General features: G+C 63.8%; 18 protein-coding genes and 1 pseudogene. 9 read left to right on the forward strand and 10 right to left on the reverse strand.

Annotation, left to right across the window (positions count from 1 at the left end):
- Window positions 1-106 precede the first annotated feature (106 nt).
- On the reverse strand, window positions 107-2,749 hold the full coding sequence (locus AC3WL8_RS09945) for a bifunctional diguanylate cyclase/phosphodiesterase (protein ID WP_035817987.1): 2,643 nt from the start codon (window positions 2,747-2,749) through the stop codon (window positions 107-109).
- A gap of 286 nt (window positions 2,750-3,035) precedes the next feature.
- On the opposite strand from AC3WL8_RS09945, the gene AC3WL8_RS09950 reads away from it, so the two are divergent.
- Window positions 3,036-3,293 carry a hypothetical protein gene (locus AC3WL8_RS09950; RefSeq protein ID WP_371827382.1) on the forward strand — a complete coding sequence of 86 codons (258 nt, stop codon included), beginning with the start codon at window positions 3,036-3,038 and terminating at the stop codon, window positions 3,291-3,293.
- A gap of 285 nt (window positions 3,294-3,578) precedes the next feature.
- Here the strand turns inward: AC3WL8_RS09950 and AC3WL8_RS09955 are convergent, their stop codons facing one another.
- Window positions 3,579-4,385 carry a YdcF family protein gene (locus AC3WL8_RS09955; RefSeq protein WP_492378219.1) on the reverse strand — a complete coding sequence of 269 codons (807 nt, stop codon included), beginning with the start codon at window positions 4,383-4,385 and terminating at the stop codon, window positions 3,579-3,581.
- Window positions 4,386-4,585: 200 nt separating this feature from the next.
- Between AC3WL8_RS09955 and AC3WL8_RS09960 the strand changes: the two genes are divergently transcribed.
- The 4 genes from AC3WL8_RS09960 to AC3WL8_RS09975 all read left to right on the forward strand — a co-directional run bounded on the left by AC3WL8_RS09960 (window position 4,586) and on the right by AC3WL8_RS09975 (window position 9,894).
- Window positions 4,586-4,849 (forward strand): hypothetical protein, encoded by a 264-nt coding sequence (locus tag AC3WL8_RS09960; protein ID WP_148271554.1) that lies wholly within the window; start codon window positions 4,586-4,588, stop codon window positions 4,847-4,849.
- 828 nt (window positions 4,850-5,677) lie between these two features.
- Window positions 5,678-7,465, forward strand: coding sequence for an OmpA family protein (locus AC3WL8_RS09965; protein ID WP_492378220.1), 1,788 nt, complete (start codon window positions 5,678-5,680; stop codon window positions 7,463-7,465).
- A gap of 25 nt (window positions 7,466-7,490) precedes the next feature.
- Window positions 7,491-8,996 carry a hypothetical protein gene (locus tag AC3WL8_RS09970; RefSeq protein ID WP_492378221.1) on the forward strand — a complete coding sequence of 502 codons (1,506 nt, stop codon included), beginning with the start codon at window positions 7,491-7,493 and terminating at the stop codon, window positions 8,994-8,996.
- Window positions 8,971-9,894, forward strand: coding sequence for a hypothetical protein (locus AC3WL8_RS09975; RefSeq protein WP_492378222.1), 924 nt, complete (start codon window positions 8,971-8,973; stop codon window positions 9,892-9,894). The genes AC3WL8_RS09970 and AC3WL8_RS09975 overlap by 26 nt, the downstream gene beginning before the upstream one ends.
- Before the next feature lie 31 nt (window positions 9,895-9,925).
- Here AC3WL8_RS09975 and AC3WL8_RS09980 read toward each other — a convergent pair.
- A pseudogene (locus AC3WL8_RS09980) lies at window positions 9,926-10,174 on the reverse strand (IS4 family transposase); the annotation flags it as partial.
- 243 nt (window positions 10,175-10,417) lie between these two features.
- Complete coding sequence (locus AC3WL8_RS09985) at window positions 10,418-10,711, reverse strand: helix-turn-helix domain-containing protein (RefSeq protein ID WP_492378223.1); 294 nt, start codon at window positions 10,709-10,711, stop codon at window positions 10,418-10,420.
- A gap of 579 nt (window positions 10,712-11,290) precedes the next feature.
- Between AC3WL8_RS09985 and AC3WL8_RS09990 the strand changes: the two genes are divergently transcribed.
- The 4 genes from AC3WL8_RS09990 to AC3WL8_RS10005 all read left to right on the forward strand — a co-directional run bounded on the left by AC3WL8_RS09990 (window position 11,291) and on the right by AC3WL8_RS10005 (window position 15,464).
- Window positions 11,291-11,641 carry a DUF2958 domain-containing protein gene (locus tag AC3WL8_RS09990; protein WP_013955135.1) on the forward strand — a complete coding sequence of 117 codons (351 nt, stop codon included), beginning with the start codon at window positions 11,291-11,293 and terminating at the stop codon, window positions 11,639-11,641.
- Window positions 11,642-11,811: 170 nt separating this feature from the next.
- Entirely contained in the window at window positions 11,812-13,200 is a 1,389-nt protein-coding gene (gene gabP / locus AC3WL8_RS09995) for a GABA permease (RefSeq protein ID WP_492378224.1), read from the forward strand.
- Window positions 13,201-13,385: 185 nt separating this feature from the next.
- A complete protein-coding gene (locus AC3WL8_RS10000) occupies window positions 13,386-14,756 on the forward strand; it encodes an MFS transporter (protein WP_492378225.1) in 1,371 nt (456 codons plus the stop codon).
- Window positions 14,757-14,771: 15 nt separating this feature from the next.
- Window positions 14,772-15,464 carry a helix-turn-helix domain-containing protein gene (locus AC3WL8_RS10005; RefSeq protein WP_492378226.1) on the forward strand — a complete coding sequence of 231 codons (693 nt, stop codon included), beginning with the start codon at window positions 14,772-14,774 and terminating at the stop codon, window positions 15,462-15,464.
- A gap of 1 nt (window position 15,465) precedes the next feature.
- On the opposite strand, the gene AC3WL8_RS10010 is transcribed toward AC3WL8_RS10005, so the two are convergent.
- The 6 genes from AC3WL8_RS10010 to AC3WL8_RS10035 all read right to left on the reverse strand — a co-directional run bounded on the left by AC3WL8_RS10010 (window position 15,466) and on the right by AC3WL8_RS10035 (window position 19,883).
- Window positions 15,466-15,681 (reverse strand): saccharopine dehydrogenase NADP-binding domain-containing protein, encoded by a 216-nt coding sequence (locus tag AC3WL8_RS10010; protein ID WP_035828191.1) that lies wholly within the window; start codon window positions 15,679-15,681, stop codon window positions 15,466-15,468.
- A gap of 179 nt (window positions 15,682-15,860) precedes the next feature.
- Window positions 15,861-16,805 carry a formimidoylglutamase gene (gene hutG / locus AC3WL8_RS10015; RefSeq protein WP_492378227.1) on the reverse strand — a complete coding sequence of 315 codons (945 nt, stop codon included), beginning with the start codon at window positions 16,803-16,805 and terminating at the stop codon, window positions 15,861-15,863.
- 2 nt (window positions 16,806-16,807) lie between these two features.
- Window positions 16,808-17,569: an amino acid ABC transporter ATP-binding protein gene (locus AC3WL8_RS10020; protein ID WP_492378228.1), complete on the reverse strand. Its 762-nt coding sequence runs from the start codon at window positions 17,567-17,569 to the stop codon at window positions 16,808-16,810.
- Window positions 17,566-18,234, reverse strand: coding sequence for an amino acid ABC transporter permease (locus tag AC3WL8_RS10025; RefSeq protein WP_492378229.1), 669 nt, complete (start codon window positions 18,232-18,234; stop codon window positions 17,566-17,568). Before AC3WL8_RS10025 ends, AC3WL8_RS10020 begins: the two co-directional genes overlap by 4 nt.
- An 18-nt stretch (window positions 18,235-18,252) precedes the next feature.
- Window positions 18,253-19,008 (reverse strand): glutamine ABC transporter substrate-binding protein, encoded by a 756-nt coding sequence (locus AC3WL8_RS10030; RefSeq protein ID WP_013955143.1) that lies wholly within the window; start codon window positions 19,006-19,008, stop codon window positions 18,253-18,255.
- An 80-nt stretch (window positions 19,009-19,088) separates the two neighbouring features.
- Entirely contained in the window at window positions 19,089-19,883 is a 795-nt protein-coding gene (locus tag AC3WL8_RS10035) for an IclR family transcriptional regulator (RefSeq protein WP_035828185.1), read from the reverse strand.
- Window positions 19,884-19,967: the final 84 nt, after the last annotated feature.

Raw genomic sequence — 19,967 nt, forward strand, 5'->3', positions numbered from 1 at the left:
GCACTTCTCCCGCGTGTTGGAGATCGCCTACAAGAACTCGCGGCTGGAGACGCAAGCACGAAGCCCAGACGAGCCCCGACCAAGGCACCGAAGGACGCCGCCCGCCTCAAGTCACGGCGCTCACGTAGGCCTCGAACGCGCTGGCCTCCACCGGCGGACAGAAGAAGTGGCCTTGCCCGTAGTCGCAGCCGGCAGCCACCAGGATGTCGCGCTGCGACTCGGTCTCGACGCCCTCGGCAATCACGCGGATGCGCAGCGCATGCGCCATGCTGATGATGGCGCGGCACAAGGCCACGTCGTCCGGGCCCCGCGTCAGCGAGCGGACGAAGGACTGGTCGATCTTGATGTAGTCAATGTCCAGGCGCCGCAGGTACGACAAGGACGAGTAGCCAGTGCCGAAGTCGTCGAGCGCGATCTCGATGCCGGCCGCCTGGAAGCGGGAGAGCTGGTCCATGACATCGGCGTTCTGCTCCATCAGCGAGCCTTCGGTGATCTCGATGACGAGGCTGCCCACCGGAACGTTCCTGCGCTCGATCATGCTGGACCAGGACTCGGGCCCGCTCGCAGGCGCGCAGAACTCCACTGGTGATTTGTTGACCGAGATCTGGAAGCCCTTGCCCAGCAGCACCTGCCAGCGCGCAAGCTGGTCCAGCGCTTCGGTCAGCACCCAGCGGCCGATGTCGATGATGAGGCCGGATTCCTCCGCAACGGCAATGAAATCGGCCGGGTGGATCGGCCCGCGCGCCGGATGGTCCCAGCGGATCAGGGCCTCGGCCTTGCAGACCTTGCCCGTGCGCAGATCGACAATGGGCTGGTAGTGCAGCGCGAACTGGCCGGACGCCAGCGCCGTGCGCAGGTCCTGCGTGATGCGCAGGCGCTCCCTCTCCGCCTGCAGCAGCGCCTGGGTGAAGACCTTCCAGCGATTGCGGCCCTCCTCCTTGGCGGCAAACATCGCCTGGTCGGCGCACACCAGCAGGTCCTCGGCGTTGTCGGCGTCCTTGGGGTAGGTCGCCACGCCGATGCTGGCCGACACCACCACCAGCTCGCCGGCCAGGTGGTAAGGCGCGGCAATCCGCTCCAGGATGGCCTCGGCAATGCCCCCGGCAACGCCGGCATCGCCCACAGCGGACAGGATCACGGTGAACTCGTCGCCGGCCAGCCGCGCCACGGTATCCGACGCGCGCACCGATGCCGCAATACGCCGCGCCGCCTCCAGCAGCAACAGGTCGCCCTGGTCGTGGCCGAGGGTATCGTTCACCTCCTTGAAGCGATCCAGGTCGATGAACAGCAGCGCCAGCACATCCTGCGTGCCGCGCGAACGCTCGATCTCCTGCCTCAGCCGGTCGAAGAACAGGCGGCGGTTGGGCAGATCCGTGAGCGCATCGAAATTCGCCTGGTGCCGGATGACTTCCTCCGCCTGGCGTTTCTCGGTCATGTCATGGATCAGCGCAACGCGGCGGCGCTCGCCATACGCGTGGGCCAGGTAGGTATCCACGGTCAGGTAGGCGGGAAACTCGCTGCCGTCCTTGCGGCGGATCGAGAATTCGCCGCTCCATCTGCCCTTGGCTGCCACGGTGGCCCGCAGGCGCTCGACCAGCCCTGCCACATTGCCTGCCCCGCTGACGATATAGCCCGGGCGGCCCTTGACCTCCTTGGCTGTATAGCCGGTGGCGGCGGCAAAGGCCGGATTCACGTCGATGATGGTGCCATCGAGCGACGTCACCACCATGGCCTCGCTGCTGGACGAATAGACCAGCGAAGCCAGCCGCATCTCCTCCATATGGCGCTGTCGCTCCCCCATGGAGCGGCGCAGGCTGTAGTACAACAGGCCAAGCAGCAGCGTGGAAGCAATGGCACCGGCCAGGGCAACGCGGCGATAGACCTCGTAGGGCGCCAGCACCAGGCCGACCGACTCGCCCACCACGAAATTGAGCCCGAACTCCGGCAAACGGTAATAGCCGAAGACCCGCTCCACGCCTTCGGAGCCCGACACCGCCCGATAACTACCAGACTGGGGCGACCCGCTGGCGAGGTACGGCCTGTTGCTGACCGCCCTGGCCAGCGTGCCCTCCATGGCCGGCACGCGCGCAAGGACCTGGCCGGAAGTCTTGATGACCGACGCCACTTCGCCATCGCGGTTTGTGAACGACTGCGCAAAGCTGGCGAACTGCTCCGGACTGACCGAGACCACGATGACCCCGTCGAAGCTGCCCGCGCGCAGGATGGGGCGCGTGAACTGGATCGACCATTTGCGCGAGACCTTGCCCTTCACCGGGTCGCTGATGAACAGCATGTCGCGCCCGCCCGCGTTCTGATGGACCCGGAAATGCTCGCGCCCGCTCAGGTCGACCTTCTGGCCGGGCGCGGGCGGGGCGATGGACGAGTAGATGAGCAGGCCATGCTTGTCGATCACCGACACCTGGAACGACAGGTCCACCACCAAGTTCTCCCGCTCACGCACCATGTCGATGAATCCCGGCTGGCCGACCAGCCAACTGGCCCGCAGGTCGAGGAGGAACTCGGACAGCCGCAGGATGCTGGATCTCGAGTACGCGCCGAACGCCTGGGCCTGCGCCTGGGTACGCTCCGCGGCGTCGTGCAGCAAGCGGTCCCGCTCGCTCACGAGCTGAAACGCCGCGAACGCCCATGTTGCAATCAGCCACGCCGCCGCCGCCAGGTTCAACGGGGAAAAGACCTGGTGCAGGCGCTGCAGCGCCTTGCCATATCGGGTGGTCGAGCGTTCTGGCATCAAATGGGTATCGCAGCGCAGCGAAGAATCGACATCGATAGCAGGCTAGTCGAGGTCAGCGAACCCGACAAGCAGCAGCACTCCAGTCCCGTGCTCACCGCGCGGAGCCGGGCCGGCGTGTGCCGAAAGCGGCACGTCGTGATCATGCCCCGTTCGACTCGTGGGCACGTGGGCGACTATGTGCCATTCCGGCCTGATTGACGCCCCCCAAAAGGGGGCTAAGGCATTTTCGCCACAGACATTTCGGCGCCGCTGTCGGAGCCAGGGTGCATACGGCGATAGCCTGATGTCGCTGGCAGACGTGTTGCGCCAGAGGCTCGCTGGACCGCACGCGGCGCAAGTGGTCGAACTGTCGGAACTGGCGATTGCCGGCGCGGAAAAAAGTCTCGAGCAGATTGACGATTCCGGCGGCGGGGTGATGCCTGCCATCCTCGCGCTGGCGTCTGTCCATCTCGACGCATGCAAACAGACCGGCCCCGATCCGATGAAGCTCGCGGAGCGACTCTTCCGGCTGCAGGCAGAGGGAGGATGGGACACCTTCTAGGATGTCCTGCCAGCGTATGCAGAACCTCTGGGCGAGAGCGGGTTGCGTTGCTATCGTCAACTGGCTATCAGCAGCTACTGCCCGTCGCTGTAGATAGCGGTGCACGCAACGCGCGCTATGACGAAGCACTTGAAATCGTACGCGCTATCGGCAGTCTGCGGATAAAGCTGAGGGAGCGAGCGGAATTCAGCCGCGAGTTGGAGGAGATTCGCGAGACCTATCGCGCAAAACGCAACTTCAACAAGTTGCTCGCCACATTGTCTTGAGGGCCGGGCTGCGCAGGAGTCAATACTCCCTCAACACCCATCCACTAATAGCCGCGAAGTACTCACGGAGCCAGGCGTTATACCGAAGGTAGAGTGGTGTTCCAGCCCCGGCTCCGGCGACCTCCCCGAATCCTGCCTTCCGGGCAATCCGCACCGCCCGCTGTACATGGAAATCGCTGGTCACCACCACAATGGGATCGGTGGCGGCGACGCCCTGCTCTTCAAGCAAGTGCCGGCTGAACATCAGGTTCTCCTCCGTGCTGGTACTGCGCCCTTCCCGGATGACCCTGTCTGCTGCGACACCGCGGGCGATCAGATACTCAGCCATGATGTCCGCTTCCCGGCACCGCAGCCCGAAATCCTGCCCGCCACTGACCGCGACCTTCGCCTGCGGCCACTGCTGAGCGTGCTTCAAGCCCTGATCCAGCCGCGCAACCAGCGTTGGCGAGGCGACGCAGTTTGGTGTGCCGGAGCCGAGGATGATGATGGCTTTTACGGGGGAGTTTCCTGGGATGGCGACTTCGGTGTTGTGGTGGATGTTGTAGAAGAAGACGGCCACTGTCGCCAGCCATAGGGCGAACGCGATCCATGCTGCTTGCCATAGTTGCTGGCGCCTGTGGCTGGCTGCTCGCCAGTGGGCTACGAGGGGCCACTGCCATGCAAGGAGCAGGAATGACGCGCCGATGCAACCTGGCAGGACGATGCCGAAGTTGAACAGGCCTATGGTCATTAAGGCGATGGCGTCGGCGAGAAGGACGGCGCCGAATAGCGCCAGGGCGATGCGGCGCCAGCGCGCGCTTGTGTTCATTTCCTGCATTGCAGTCATTGAGTCGTTGGGAGAGCGCCGTGACGCGAAGCGATGCATGTGCTGACCTCGCGCGGCGACCAGCAACATGCGGCGCAAATTTTACCGGCGTCCGTGTGCGGAAGAAGGGCAACTTTAAGGATTGCCTTAGGGACGCGCGCACAAGAGTTCGATACATCTTGGTACTTGCCGGAGCTGTGCGTGGCGTCGGACTGGAGACCATGATGAGGCATTTCATCGCGATCGGAGTACTGTTTTTCACAGCTACGTCGGCCAATGCATGCCGACCGCCCTACCTGGAGTTCAGCGCTGTATTCGAGCCCGGCTCAGCCACGCTATCCGGTGCGGAGGTGAAGCGCCTTGCCGACTGGCGCATCAATTCCCGTCGGGCCTTTCCGGCCGGGTACACCGTCTACATGTACCTGCGTCAGAACGAAATCCTCGGTATTCCACGCCAGCTTGCCGAAGCGCGGCGCGTTCAATGACAGGCTTACTTGAACACCTCGGAATCAACAAGAAGGACATCGAGAGGCCAGAGGTACGTTCCACCGCGAGTGGGCATGTCGCTTCTGAAGTGGAGGGAAGGTTCTTCAATGAAGCAGGCATCTCAATCAACCCCCGTTGCCCGCACGTCTGCTGTGAGAGCTAAGGCTATGCAAAGGACTCTGACCTCGCGTTCATGCATCAAGTGGGTGGCGTGCGGCGTGCTTCTAGCGGTAACGGCAATCATCGCGATTGACGCCTGGCAGGCATGGAATTCACCCCAGCACTATCCATTTGGTGCAGAGGGGCCGGTGGCAAATCTCTGGGCGTACCAGACGCAGCGACACTACCTGATTGCAGCAGGACTTGCGCTAGCTGCCTGCTGCCTCGCGATAATGGGAATCTGGTTGCGCTACGCGTCGAGACGGCTTCGTTGGCTATGTGTTGCACCACTTCTCGCCATGGCGATGCTTACGGTCTATGAGTGGCTCATCGCGTTCGACTGAAAACTCAGACCACCGCATATATCACCAAGTAGAGCGAAGCCGTGCCTGCATGGAGTGAGCCCCAGCAATTGGATCCCACACAGGCTTCGCATTGAGTTCATTCCAACCCCACCGAAGCATGGCCCGAGGAGGGTTGGCACAAGCCAGGCCGATCACTACCATTGGCCGCCGGGTCACCGCCCTTCCCATGTTCTCGGATAACGCACCCGTCGCGTTCGCAGGTGCATCCGCCCCTAAAGTTTCCGCAATCGCTGCCGATACTGGTGTGGCGTGCCATTGCGCCTGTCGTTGGACATGGCCGGGCGTTTCAGGAAACACAGGTCGATGCACAACGAGAATAAGACAACGGTCGGCGCGTCACGACGCGCAATAGGGAAGGCAGCGAGGCCTGCTGCAAGCGGCGTGTGGCGATGGACCAGCCTTGCGGTTGCATGTTCGATGGTCACCGGATGTGCCACCGCTCCGGGCGCGTATCTGAAGGAAACGTTCGCCAGTGACGATCCTTGCTCAAACAATGCCCGCAATATCGGGATCGCGGCGGGTGTCATCGCCGGCGCGGTCCTGGGCAATGTTGTGTCTAGCAACAAGAAGGTCGGTACGCTGCTCGGCGCGGGTGTGGGTGCGGCGCTTGGCGGGCTGATCGGGGCGGACATGGACCGCCGCCGTTGCGAGTTGTCGCGCATTGCAAAGAAGCACGGGTTGGATGTCACTGTGGTCGACATCGCCGCGGACGGCAGTGCGTTGGCGCCTGCAACACGCGACCGCGAACAGGGCGGTCTGGGCATGTCTGTGTCGGTACGAGACGCTGGCACTGGCGGCAGTTCTCAGTTTGCTTCCGGATCCAGCGTGTTGGCGCCGGACGCCCGTGTCGCCTTCACGGAGATCGCCCAGCAGTACGCTTATGCGGCGCAGGCCAGGATGCTTGGCCCGAAATCCACGGCACAAGAACGGCAGGCGGTTGAGGCACTGAAGTCGCGGCGCATCCTGCTGATCGGGCATACCGACGATACAGGCAGCTCCAGGCTGAACGCAGAGCTGTCGGAGCAGCGTGCGCGTGCCGTCGCTGCACTGTTCCGCGATGCGGGCGTGACGGAGTCGCAGCTCTACTATCAGGGCGCGGGTGAAACGATGCCGCTGGCGGACAACCGCGACGAGACGGGGCGGGCGAAGAATCGTCGTGTCGAGATCGTGGATGTGACCGACGAATCGGCCTTTGCAAAGTTTCTTGCCGCTCGCAGACCCAACGTGGCGTTCTATCGCGAGTCTGCCGCTGACAGGACGCAATCCGGCAGGGACAGCGGTGAGGCGAATGGCGCCGCGCAGAAGAAATCGGCAACGACCGCCCGTGCCGGAGACCGGCCTAAAACACAGTCGCCCGTGCGTACGGCTTCTGCAGCGTCGCCGCGCCAAAGCGACGCGCGCAGCGATGCAGTGAAGGTACCGGCTGGCGACCGACCCGTCACGTCCGCTTCCGCTGCTGCCTCGCCTGCCCCGGCGCAGAAGCAAAGCACCGTGACACAGATACGTACCGTCAGCGCCCCGTCGATCGACTTTGGTGGCACGCCTTCGGCGCGCAGCGTGATGGTGCCGGATCTCGGCAAGCTTGATCGGCCCACCGGCTTTGCCTTGATCTCGTCCGCTGTAGCGGACACGCCGCTGGCCCGTTGCGACCAGGACCGGCCGCGTGAGGCGCGTGCCGTGAAATCGCTAAGCGACGACAAGGCCTATCGGACAGCCGATTACATGCCTGGCCTGTACAACACAATCTGGACCGATACCGTCAACGGCCATCTCGTGGCACTGAAAGGTGTAGCGGTGTTGCGCGATGGCGGTGCGCCGGCGCGCAGCCCCGAAGTGCTTGTATATCGCGACTACCACGATGCCGGGCAAGTCGCCGACTTGCGCACCGAGGCACAGGTGAATACCTATCGTGGCGACAAGGGCCTGCTCTACCGCGTCTTTGTCAACAAGGCGCCGCTGCAATGCCTCGATATCGTGATCCCGCACGCCACGCCGGACCAGGCGCGGGGGTCGTGGCTGCGCTACGACAAGGACGGCAATAGCTACTCTGCTGCATTCAGCCCGCGGATGGCAGGCGGCGGCAAGATCTGATCAACAACGAGAAAAGAATAATACGATGAGTCACTGGATCAACGAGAACCTTGCGGCGCTGAATTCTGCGCTCGCGCTTGCCGTGTTGCTGATTGTGTATCTCGGCAACAAGTTTCGGATCGACTTTGCATTGATGAACCTTTGGTACAGCTTGCCGTTGATCGGCAAGATCGCACGGCTGTCCCGCGACACCACACGCTTTGCCAAAGACAAGTCCTGGACGTTGTCCGAGCGCACGCTGTGCGATGACTACAAGCAGTTCATCCATTTCACCACTGAGGACGAGTTCAACAAGCGGCTAACCTATCTATCCAAGGCGCACGACCTGGGGCGCTCGCCGACGCCAGGATGGATGATGGGTCTGCTTTGCGTGCTGGTGCTTGCCGAAGGCCTGGGCTTCTCATACATGCTGGGCACGTGGATGGCAGGCGAAGGCGGCAGCGAAAACGCGCGCCAGTTGCTGATGTGGGCAATCGTGTTCGTACTGTGCGTCATCTTCGTGTTCGTGATGCACAGTGCCGGCCACCAGCTCTATCGCAGCAACCTGATCGCCAAGGCGGACTCGGAGTGGCGCGGCGAGGGGCAGCCGGGCAAGTTTGCCAGCCACAACATCAAGCTGAATGACCCGCAAGACAAGGATGACGCTGAGCCCGAGTACAAGCAAAGCGTGAATCGTGTCGGAACCAGCCGCAGCTATTTCATGGTGGGGGTGGCGGTGGTCATTATCGTGTTTGTGTCGATCGTTTCGACAGTGATGCGCGTCAAGCACCTGGAGACGGAGCGTACTGCACAAACCGCGTTGGTTGCGGAAGGGCCAGGTGCCGGCAATCCGTTTGACAAGCTTGGCCAGGCGCTGCCCGCGGAGCTTGCCCAGGAGCAACAGAAGGCAGACGACAAGGCCAAGGCCGACGGCCACGCCGCCTATGCCGATGAAGGCCTCGCGGCCTTCCTGATGCTGGCGTTCATCTTTGCCATCACGCAGCTGGTCGGTATTGCCGGCGGCTACAAGTGGGGGTTCGCCGGGAAGGAAAGCAAGGCCGCTTATCGCGGTACGCGTGGGTTCTCTACCTATGACGACTACCTGGCCTTCTTTACGCCGCTGATGCAGGTGGCTCAGTCGAAGCTGCAGACCCTGCAGCAAAAGATGAGCGAACGGCGCGCCAATGACGGGCTCCGGCTGGAACACGCCTTTGACGACTACCTGATGGAGGCGAGGGAGTCGCGCACGCGCGTAGCGGCTGCCCGCAATGTTTCGCAGGCAGACATCGCCCCGGTTGTGGAGAGCCTGCCCGCGACCGACACCGCGAGCGTGCTTGCACGTATCGATGCGATGACGGCTGCCGGCCGAAAGGCGGATGCCGTTGCACTGCTGCAGAGCCTGCCGGACAGTGTGCGCAATGACGTCACGGCGCAGCTTGCCGAGCGCAAGGCAGCGCAGGAAGCAGCGCGGCTTGCCGCGGAACAAGCCCGCAAGGCCGAGGAAGAACAGGACAAGGAGGCTGAACGTGCGCGCCTGGAAGCCCTGCTCTGATATGGCAAGTACGCCTGCCGGCCGGCCCGTGTCAGACTGGCGAGCCGCCGGTTTCGGCAAGCGCTGCGCAGCGTGGTTGGCTGTGGCCACCACAATGCTCTGCGGGCCCGCGTTCGCCGCACCGGAAATACCCAGCTGCTACGTCGCCAATCAGCTCGGCTCGCCGACAGCGGCGCAGCGCGCGCTGTTTCTGATGATCGACCAGACCACGGTGCTGGACGACAAACTGGTTTCGGAGCTGGGCCGGCATCTGCAGGGCTTGCTGCGGCCGGGCACAACATTCCGCGTATACAGCTTCTCGGCCTATGCACAAGGGCGCTACTTGCAGCAGCGGGCCGCCGGAACGCTGGAGGCACCGCTGGTCGACCAGTCGCTGCGCGATGCCACTGCGGTCAAGACGCTGAAGAACTTCGATGCATGCCTGAAGTCGCAATATGCGTATGGCACGAAGCTGGTGGCTGAATCGGTGCGGGAAGCCCTGCAGGGCAGCAGCGAAGCGTTGGCCCGCTCCGACGTATTGGCAAGCATTGCTGCTGTATCCCAGGCGGTACGAGATACAGCAGCGCAGCAGAAGACGGTGCTAATCGTGTCGGACATGCTGGAGAACTCGTCGATCTCGAGTTTCTATAGCCAGGAACGTATGCGGCAGATCGACGCCGCGCAAGAGTTGCGCAAAGTCGAGAAGGTGAATGTGCGTGCTGACTTTGGTGGGGCTTCAGTCTATGTGATGGGCGCTGGGATTGTTCCGGAACCGAAGGGGGCGCGGAGTGCTGCTGCCTCGTATCGTTCGCCACAGAGCATCGAGGCCCTTAGAACGTTCTGGGATGGGTTCTTTGAGCGCAGCAATGCGAGGCTGGTTGGGTTCGGAGCGCCTGCGTTGCTTACACCAATACGTTAGTCCTCGTCCCAGGCCCGTCGTTCACGGCGGCCGCCGACAACTGGAGCGCTTCAACGCGGCAGGCGTTCTTCAAGATGTTGAACAGCGTCTCTGTTTCCCAGTGCGCCCGGTTCCAGTCGATCAGTTGGATCGCATCGTCCAGCCTGGCTGCGCTACGATTTGTCAGCATGCGCCACCCGATTGGCTTGACGCCGGCAGGCGCATCAAACTCGCGACCGTCTTGCCCTTACCTGATCGGCAGATCAACCCGTTGCACCCAGAGTTGCTGACATACGGTGCGGGGCATCCCGCACGCTGAGCGCATCTGCTCTCTCAGAACCGTTCTCAACTGGCAAGGTGGGACGGCGAGACGCCCCGCTGGCCGAGGGAATGCGCTGACCCAAAGGCTGACCCGGCCTAGAGGGCCCTTTACCACTTGCCCCTTCCGGGGTGGAGCCGTAGGCACATTGCCCCTTCTGCGTGGCGTGATTGGACTTTTGAACAGTTCCATTGGCACGTTCACCTTAATCCGGCTGGGGCACCGCTACTTGCCAGTAGACACCGAACGCTTGCGGCCCGGCTTCAGCGGTACCACCGGCTCCGTCGGTTCCACGAACAATTCCCCAACCGCCACGCCAAGCGCGCTAGCAAGCAGGACCAAGTTGTCGAGAGAGACATTAACGATTTCGCGCTCCACCTGACTGATGTAGGTGCGATGCAAGCCTGCGCGGCTGGCCAGAGCCTCCTGCGATACCCCCTGCTTGCCGCGTAAGGCTTTCACATTAGCAGCCAAGTGCGCCCGTATTGTGCGCTGGGCAGAATTGATGGTCTCGTCCATGGAGCGAGAGCATCACCTTAAGAATCTGATGAATCTACAGAGATAGAATCTACAGTTTATAAATCTACAGACTTTACATCTCGAAAATATGCTTCTACACTGATCTCTCGATGAGAAATGACGTCAGTGCGGTGAAGTTGTTCGTCGGCGGCGGCCGCTGCTCGGATGCATCTCGCTACGCCAACGGATCATGCGCCGAGGCGCAGTGAGCTTTGCGACGCAGCGAGTTCGCCAAACGCTGCGCGGGCGCCCGCCATTTTTCGCGGCGACCTGCTATGGCTTCCCAAGGCGAGCTCTTCGGATGTGAATGCTTACAGTGCAGCACCTACTTGAGTGCACGGACGCGGCTTGGTGCTCCCGCGCGCGCCCGACAGGGCTCTTCCTTTTCCTCGGATTCGTGCACGGCCACGACGATTTACGCCCCTGCGGAAAAGTGCTCAACGCTAGCGCACGCCGCTAGCCGTCAACCCCGGCCCGCTCCCGCTCCGGACGGGGCCGGCGTGTGGACACCGGGCTTTGGGCGTGCGCCCAATATCGTCTCGCTCTGCCGTGGAGTGAACCTTTCAGGAGGCAACGAACATGATCCAACCTCTCATCACCGCCGAACAACGCGAGCAGCTGCTCGCAAACGGCCACGCATATGCAACCGGAAAGGCCAGGGATCCACTGCCCGTGGTGCGGCTGTTTACCCCCGATGCGCATGCGACCTGGCTACTGGCCGCGCTCGACCCGGCCGACGGTGACACCGCCTACGGTCTGTGCGACGTGGGTATCGGCATGCCCGAACTGGGCCATGTGAAGCTGTCCGACCTGGCATCCATCGTTGGGCCGCTCAAGAGGCCGATTCTTCGTGACCGGTACTTCCGGCCAACGCGGTCGTTAGGCGAGTACGCCCGGCTGGCACAGTCCAGTGGCTCGATCGTCGATTGATCGAGTGGGCAATCTGCAGAACCCCGTTGTTCGCGTCAATGCGATGCGGCATGCCGCATTTGGGGTCAGACGACCGCGGCTTGCTGGAACGCCAGCGGCGGTCAATTTCCATGTCATAGGAGCACCAGCGTAGCGGCTCATATAGGTCGCGCTTTACCTAGGAGAGAGACATGAACCCGTCAGGGAAAGGGCTGAGCCATGGACTCAAGGCGCGTCACGTCACGATGGTTTCGATTGCAGGCGTCATCGGCGCCGGACTGTTTGTAGGCTCCGGGCGAGCTATCGCCGAGGCCGGCCCGGCCGCGCTGCTGGCCTATGCCATGTCTGGGCTGCTGGTGGTGCTGGTCATGCGCATGCTGGGCGAGATGGCTGTGGCACAGCCGGATACCGGATCGTTTTCGACCTACGCGGACGGCGCCATCGGACATTGGGCCGGTTTCACGATTGGCTGGCTGTACTGGTGGTTCTGGGTCCTCGTGATCCCGATTGAAGCGACTGCGGCGGCGGCCATTCTGAGCGCCTGGTTGCCCGCCATACCCCAGTGGACGTTTGCGCTGGCGATCACGCTCGCGCTGACCGGCACCAATCTGTTCTCGGTCAGGAACTATGGTGAGTTCGAATTCTGGTTCGCGCTCATCAAGGTGGTCGCCATCGTGGCGTTCATTGCCGTAGGCGGTCTGGCGGTGCTGGGTTTGCTTCCGGGGGCTCAGGTATCGGGCGTGGCGCGGCTGGTTGACTATGGTGGGTTCATGCCGAATGGCGCACATGCTGTCATCGCTGTCGTCCTGACAACGATGTTCGCATTCATGGGGGCGGAGATCGTCACCATTGCGGCGGCCGAAGCGGAACACCCGGCCCGGCAAATCGTGCGCGCGACGCGCTCGGTGGTGTGGCGCATTTCGCTGTTCTACCTGGGCTCGATCTTCATTGTTGTTGCACTGGTGCCGTGGAATGACCCGCTGCTCGTCACCCATGGGGCGTACCAGCGCGCGCTGGAGATCCTCGGCGTGCCGCACGCCAAGGCGATCGTCGACGTCATCGTTCTGACAGCGGTAATGAGCTGCCTGAACTCGGCGCTCTACACCGCCTCGCGCATGCTGTTCTCGCTGTCGACGCGGGGCGATGCCCCGAGCGGCCTAAGCCGGACTGCTGCGTGTGGCACGCCGCGCGCCGCGGTACTGGTGTCCACCGCATTCGCTTTCGTGTGCGTGCTGGCGAACTACCTTATGCCAGAACGCGTCTTCGCGTTCCTGCTGGCTACCTCTGGCGCCGTGGCGCTTCTGGTCTACCTCGTGATCGCAGTATCGCAGCTGCGCATGCGCGCAGTACTGGAACGACGCGCGGCAGAGCTGCCGCTGCGTATGTGGGGCTACCCGTGGTTGACGTGGTCGGTCGTCGTGGTGATTCTCGGTGTCCTCGCGGCGATGGTCTGGCATCCCGCCCATCGCATGGAAATTCTCGCGACAGCGACGCTGCTTGCGGGTGTGCTGGCTGGTGCCTGGCTAAATTCGCGTAACCGAAGCGCAGACGGGCAAGCACTGGCGATGGATGACCTGTGAACAGGTACGTTCGGTCGACGCGGTGGTTACGTGAGTACACAAGTCTGGCGTGGGTCAATGGCTCGAAAGTCGACTGAGCGGACCGCTGAGCGAACCGGATCGCCCATTGTGGCGGGCCCGCCAGACCCACACGAAGCCGGGCTCTGACCGACGGTGTACATACCACTATGCAAAGAGACCTGAACATGAATCCACAACAGGAACCCCATGTGAATCCCCTGAGCGTACCGGGCGGCGTCTTACCCGCACCGGCGCGCACGCTGGCTGCTCGCGACTACAAGACCTTGGGTCTTGCCGCCCTCGGCGGCACGCTCGAATTCTATGACTTCGTCATCTACGTCTTCGTCGTCACGGTGCTGGGCGCGCTATTCTTCCCGCCCAACATGCCTGATTGGCTGCGACAACTGCAGGCGTTCGGCATTTTCGCCGCCGGCTATATGGCACGCCCGCTTGGCGGCATCGTGATCGCGCACTTTGGTGACCGGCTTGGCCGCAAGCGCATGTTCACGCTGTCGATCTTGCTGATGGCAGCGCCCACGCTGATGATCGGCCTGCTGCCCACCTACGCCAGCATCGGCGTCGTGGCGCCGCTGCTGCTGCTGGCGATGCGGGTGCTGCAGGGCGCGGCCATTGGGGGCGAGATGCCCGGTGCCTGGGTGTTTGTCGGCGAACACGTGCCGAGCCGGCACTACGGTTTCGGCATCGGGACCCTGACCTCGGGCATCACGGGTGGCATCCTGCTGGGTTCGCTCGTTGCGGTCGCCATCAATCGACACTACACGCCTGAACAGGTGAGCGATTTCGCCTGGCGCATTCCCTTCCTTCTGGGCGGCGTGTTCGGACTGGTGTCGGTGTACCTGCGCCGGTTTCTGCACGAGACCCCCGTGTTCCGCGAGCTGGCTGACCGCAGCAATCTGGCGCGCGAACTGCCGATCCGCACCGTGCTGCGCGAGCACCGCTCGGCCAGTCTATTCGTCGCACTGCTGACCTGGGTACTTTCGACCTCCATCGTCGTGGTGGTGCTTTACACGCCAGCCTACCTGCAGAAGATCCACCACATACCCGCTGCGCTCGCGCTCGAGACCAATGCGTTCGCCACCCTCACGCTGACCATCGGCTGCGTGATTGTCGGGTGGGCATGCGACCGCATCGGCACCCGTGCCGTCATGCTGATCGGCTGGGGCGGACTTCTCATGACCGCTTACCTCTTCTACGGCAGCCTGCCCGGCACGCCTGGCACGCTGTTCTGGCACTACGGACTGCTGGGTCTGTTCGTCGGCACCATCGCCACCGTGCCGATTGCCGGCGTGCGCGCCTTTCCGGCACCAGTGCGGTTCACCGGTCTCTCGTTCGCCTACAACATGTCTTACGCAGTTTTTGGCGGCCTCACGCCGATGATTCTCACGCTGTGGCTGCAGCACGACGCAATGGCGCCGGCTCACTATGTGGCAGTGCTGGCCGCTGTCGGATTCTTGCTTGCGTTCTGGCCCCTCGCCAGGTGCGGCCATGCCATGCGCAATGGCGTGGCCAGCACGGCTGGCCACGTCAGTCGATAACGAAGGAGCAACGAAATGAATACGACGGAAAACACGCCACTAGTACGCCTGCTGACCCCCGCCGAGCTGGCTGTCTGCATCAAGGTGTTCCGCGATGCCCGGCAATGGACTCAAGAGCAGTTGGCCGTGATCGCCGGGCTCAACGTGCGAACCGTTCAGCGCGTCGAGCAAGGCTGGCCCGCCGGCCCCGACACCTGCCGGGCGCTGGCCAGCGCGTTCGATTTCCTGGACATCGACACGCTTAACAAGCCGTTCGCGATTCCACCAGAAGACGAACTCAAGGCAGCGCAGGAACAGTTCGACCTCGAGCACGTCACCTTCGCGGCGATTCGGCTGACCACGGGTAAGCAGTTGGCGGAGCTGGCGCAGACCAGCACGATGGACATGTCGGAGCTGGCCTTCGAAATGGGCGGCGAAGCGGACAAACGCTTCGCCGCACTGATGGAATATTTCCGCAACTACCGCGATGCCCTGGACGCCTATACCGAAGCAGAGAAGCGCGAGGCGTCGGACACGATGCAAGCCAACATCGATGTGCTCAAGACCCTTGGCGTTTCGCTCTGCTATGCCGAGCGCCAAGTGCTGCTGAAGGGAAGCTCGGACCCGGACAGGCCAATGCCAGCTAACGTCCTGTACGTGATCGGGTTTCCGCTCGGCAAGGAACCCAAGCTGTTCGCCACGCCAACTTCCGTTGATATCCGTCTGTAGGCTAAAGGGGGCGTTGTTGCATAAATCCGGGCGTCTTGTCGACCGTGATGGTGGACTCGATGGCATCCAGCTTGTGCCTGGCGGCCAGTTTCCGGCGGCCGCCGTCCAGCACCCGGTCGACCACGGCAATCGGGGGCCGCGGCCAGGTTCGTTCGAGCAGTGGCAGCACGGCCTGGCCGATGCAGCCAAGGCCGACGATGACGATTTGTTCGATCACGCAGACCCTTCCGCCCGTAAGCGGCGACGGGCGGCCCGGGGGCGCGGCAAGGCGGCCGCGCCAGCGCAGGACTGCCCTCGCATCGCTTTATCAATTCTGATCAGAATCGCTCAATCTAGCGAAGGAAATACTATCGCCGGGCGCCGCGGTTGCCAACTGCGGAGCGGGGGGGGACGTGGTCAGCCGAACAGGCGCCAGGCCAGGCGCGCCGCCACGCGCGCGCCCTGGTGGTCGCGGTCGTACTGCGGGTTGTACTCCGCCAGGTCGGCCACGCGCAGCTTGCCGCTGCGGCGGGCAAGCAAGGCCACTTCCTCGACCACCGGCAACGGCACGCCATAGGCGGCAGGTGCCGACACGCCCGGCATCACGGCCGCCGGCAGCGCGTCGAGGTCGATGGTCAGGTACAGGTGGTCGGTGGCATCAATGCGCGCCGCCAGTTCCGCGAGACGCGAATCGAGGTGGCGCTCCTGCATGTCCACGTCTTCCACGTAGCTGGCGCCCAGCGCGTCGGCGCGCCTGAAGAGCGCCGGCGTGTTGCTGAGGCGGCTCACGCCCAGGCAGATATAGTCGAACGGCTGCCCGCGCTCGGCGCAGGCGTTGGCGATCTGGTCGAACGGCGTGCCGGAGCTGGCGGGCCGGCTGGTGCGCAGGTCGAAGTGGGCGTCGATATTGATGATGAGCACGCGTCCGCCATCGTCCTGCGCATCCAGGTGCGCGCGCAGGCCTTGCCACGTGCCCCAAGCCACTTCATGGCCGCCGCCCAGCACCAGCGGCAGCCCGCCGCGCGCCAGCACGCCGCGCACGGTGCCCGCCAGCGCCAGCTGGGCGGACTCCAGGTCGCCGTCGTCACAGCTGACATTGCCGGCGTCGTATAACACGGCCAGCCCGTGCGCCGGCACGTTGGCCAGCGCCTGGCGGATGGCGTCGGGGCCGTGCGCGGCGCCGGGACGGCCCTGGTTGCGCAGCACGCCGGCGTCGCAATTGAAGCCGAGCAACACCGGCGCGCCGTTGAGGGGCGTCACGCCTGCCGCTTCCAGCGCATGCACGATGCGGAACAGGCGCGCGGTGTCGCCACGCTCACCGTCGTCGATACGGCCCTGCCAGAGGTTCTGGGTCCCAGCCATCGTCACGCCCGCGTCAGCACGGCCTGCAGGAAGCCGCGCGTGCGTTCCTGCGTCGGCGCCGAGAAGATGACCGACGGCGGCCCGGCCTCGATGATGCCGCCACCATCCATGACGACGACCACATCGGCCACTTCGCGGGCGAAGCCCATTTCATGGGTGACCACGACCATGGTCATGCCTTCGGCGGCCAGCACCTTCATCACCTGCAGCACTTCGCCCACCAGCTCGGGGTCGAGCGCGGAGGTCGGCTCGTCGAACAGCATCACACGCGGCTCCATGGCCAGCGCACGGGCAATGGCCACGCGCTGCTTCTGGCCGCCGGACAGGCTGGCGGGCATGGCGTGGGCCTTGTGCGCAAGGCCTACTTTCTCAAGCAGGCCCATCGCCTTGCGCTCGGCTTCCTCGCGCGAGGCTCCGCGCAGCATGCGGGGACCGACCGTGACGTTGTGCAGCACCGACAGGTGCGGGAACAGGTTGAACGACTGGAACACCATGCCCACTTCGGTGCGCAGCTGGTTCAGCTCGTGCTCGCCGATCAGCTGGCCGTCGGTCACCAGGCGCTTGCCGACGATGTCGATGGTGCCGGCCTCGGGTTGTTCCAGGCCGTTGCAGCAGCGCAGGAAGGTGCTCTTGCCCGAGCCGCTGGGGCCGATCACAACCACGACCTGCGACGGCTCCACATCGAAGTCGATGCTGCGCAAGACGGTATGGCCGCCGAACGATTTGCCCAGGTTCCGAATCCGGATGATTGCGGAATCGCTCATTGCACCATGCCTCCCATGCGCAGCCGTTGTTCGGCGCGCCGCAGGATCAGCCCGGCCGCGCTCGTCAGGATCAGATAAACCAGCGCGATCGCCAGATAGACTTCCAGCGACCGGTACGACACGCTGATGATCTTCTGGCCCTCGTGCATCAGGTCGGCAATGGTCAGCAGCGACACCAGTGCCGAGTTCTTGATGAGGGCGATGAACTCATTGCCCAGCGGCGGAATCATCCGCACGATGGCCTGCGGCAGGATCACCGCGCGCATGGCCTGGCCGGAAGACATGCCGATCGAGCGGGCGGCTTCCATCTGGCCCTTGTCCACGGACTGGATGGCGCCGCGCACGATCTCCGACACATACGCGCCGGAATAGATGCCCAGCCCGATCACGCCGCACACAAAGGCGGGCAGCAGGATGTTGAACTGCGGCAGCCCGAAGAACAGCAGGAACAACTGCACCAGCAGCGGCGTGCCGCGGATGAAGGTCACGTAGGCCGTGCAGATGCTGTAGATGAGGCGGCGATTCGGGTCCAGCCGGCCGATGCCGACCAAGAGGCCCATGACGCAGCCCAGCACCAGCGCGCAGGCCGTCACCTCCACGGTGATAACGGCGCCGTGGAGGATGTCATGCCAGCCGGCAAAGACAGGAGAAAAATCCAATTCCATGATGATGATCCGCGCGGCTTACTTGGCGGCCGTGCCGAACCATTTCTGGGTCAGCTTGGCATAGGTGCCATCGGCCTTCACCTTGGCGAGTGCGGCATTGAGGGCGCGGGTCAGCTCGGGCGTGTCCTTGCGCACGGCCATGCCGTATTCCTCGGTGGTCAGCGGCTGCTCCACCATGCGCAGGCCGCCGCGCGTCTTGACGTATTGCATCGCGGCCGGCTTGCCGGTCACGGCGGCATCGGCGCGGCCGATCTCGACCAGGTTGAACATTTCCTGGTTCTTCTCGACTTCCACACGCTGCACCTGCGGGTACGTGTCACGCAGGAAGCTAACCGACTTGGTGCCCACCTGCACGCTGACCTTCTTGCCGTTCAGGTCGGCCGGGGCGTGGACGGTGGTGTTGCCGCTCTTGACCAGCGCTACCAGGCCGCCGGTGTAGTACGGCTCGGTGAAGTCCACCACCTTGCTGCGCTCGGGGGTGATGTAGATGCCGGACACTGCCATGTCGAAGCGGCGCGAGACCAGCCCCGGGATCAGGCCCTTGAAGTCGATGTCGGTCCATTCGACCCGCTTGCCCATTGTCTTGGCCATGGCCTCCACCAGTTCCACGTCAAAGCCGGTGCGCTTGCCGTTCTCGATAAATTCCATCGGCGGGAAGGTGGCGTCGGTGGCCACGCGCAGCACGGCATTGTCCTGCGCGTGCGCGGCGGTGCCGAGGGTCAGGGCGGTCAGGGTTGCCAGGCCGGCCATCAGGCATTTGCGACGAAGGTTCATGGAAGTCTCCTATTCTCGGGAACGAGGGATCTGCCGTCGCATGGGTGTGCCGACGGCGGCGGTAACGATTTGCTTGGTATTCAGTAAGACTGCAGCCGGGCGGAAATCCGCATCGCCGCTGCCACGGTCATGTCGATCAGCGCGGTCTCGCGCCCTTGCCGCCGCGTGGCCGGCACCATCAGCGTGATGGAGCCCAGCGCATCGGCCTTGCTGCGCCGCGAGAAGAGCGGCGCGCTCACGCCCCACACGCCCGGATCTACCTCGCCCTCACTGACGGCGTAGCCGGTCTCGCGAATGGCGGTCAGCTCGGCCAGCAGCCGTTCGGCTTCGCCTGGCTCGCACTGGGCCCGGACCAGGCGCTCGCGCGCTTCATCGCGCATGAATGCAAGCAGCGACTTGGCCGACGCACCGGCGCGCAGCGGCACGCCGCGGCCTTTCTCGAATGAGCAGCGCAGCGACTGGCGGCTCTCCACCATCTCCAGGCACACCGCGTGATCCTTGACGGCGACGACCAGGCCTACGCTTTCATCGGACTGCTGCGCCAGCAGCTGCATGTCGGGCAAGGCTTCGCGCGCCAGGTGCGAGGCCATGTCAAAGCCAAGCGCCAGTTGCAGGCTGATCGGGCCCGGCGCGTATTCGCCGTCGGACTCCAGCACAAAGCCCCAGCGCTTGAGCATCATCAGCTGCCGGTAGAGCGTGCTCTTGGGCAGGCCGGTCTTGGCAACCAGCTCGCGCACCGTGATTGGCGCGCCGTGCTGCGCCAGCGCCGCCAGCACGAACAGCACGCGATCGGCACCGCCCGCGGGCTGGCCGGGTTCGGCAGGCGTGGGTGTCGCGGGCTTCACGGCGGTGGGGTTGTCGACGGCATTCAACATAGGGCCCAAGAATAGGACCTGATTCCCAGAAATCAAAACCTAGAGTCCCGGAAAATGGGAATGAAGGACTAGGGATAACCCTTG

It is taken from the genome of Cupriavidus sp. FW305-F7 (genome assembly GCF_058782875.1).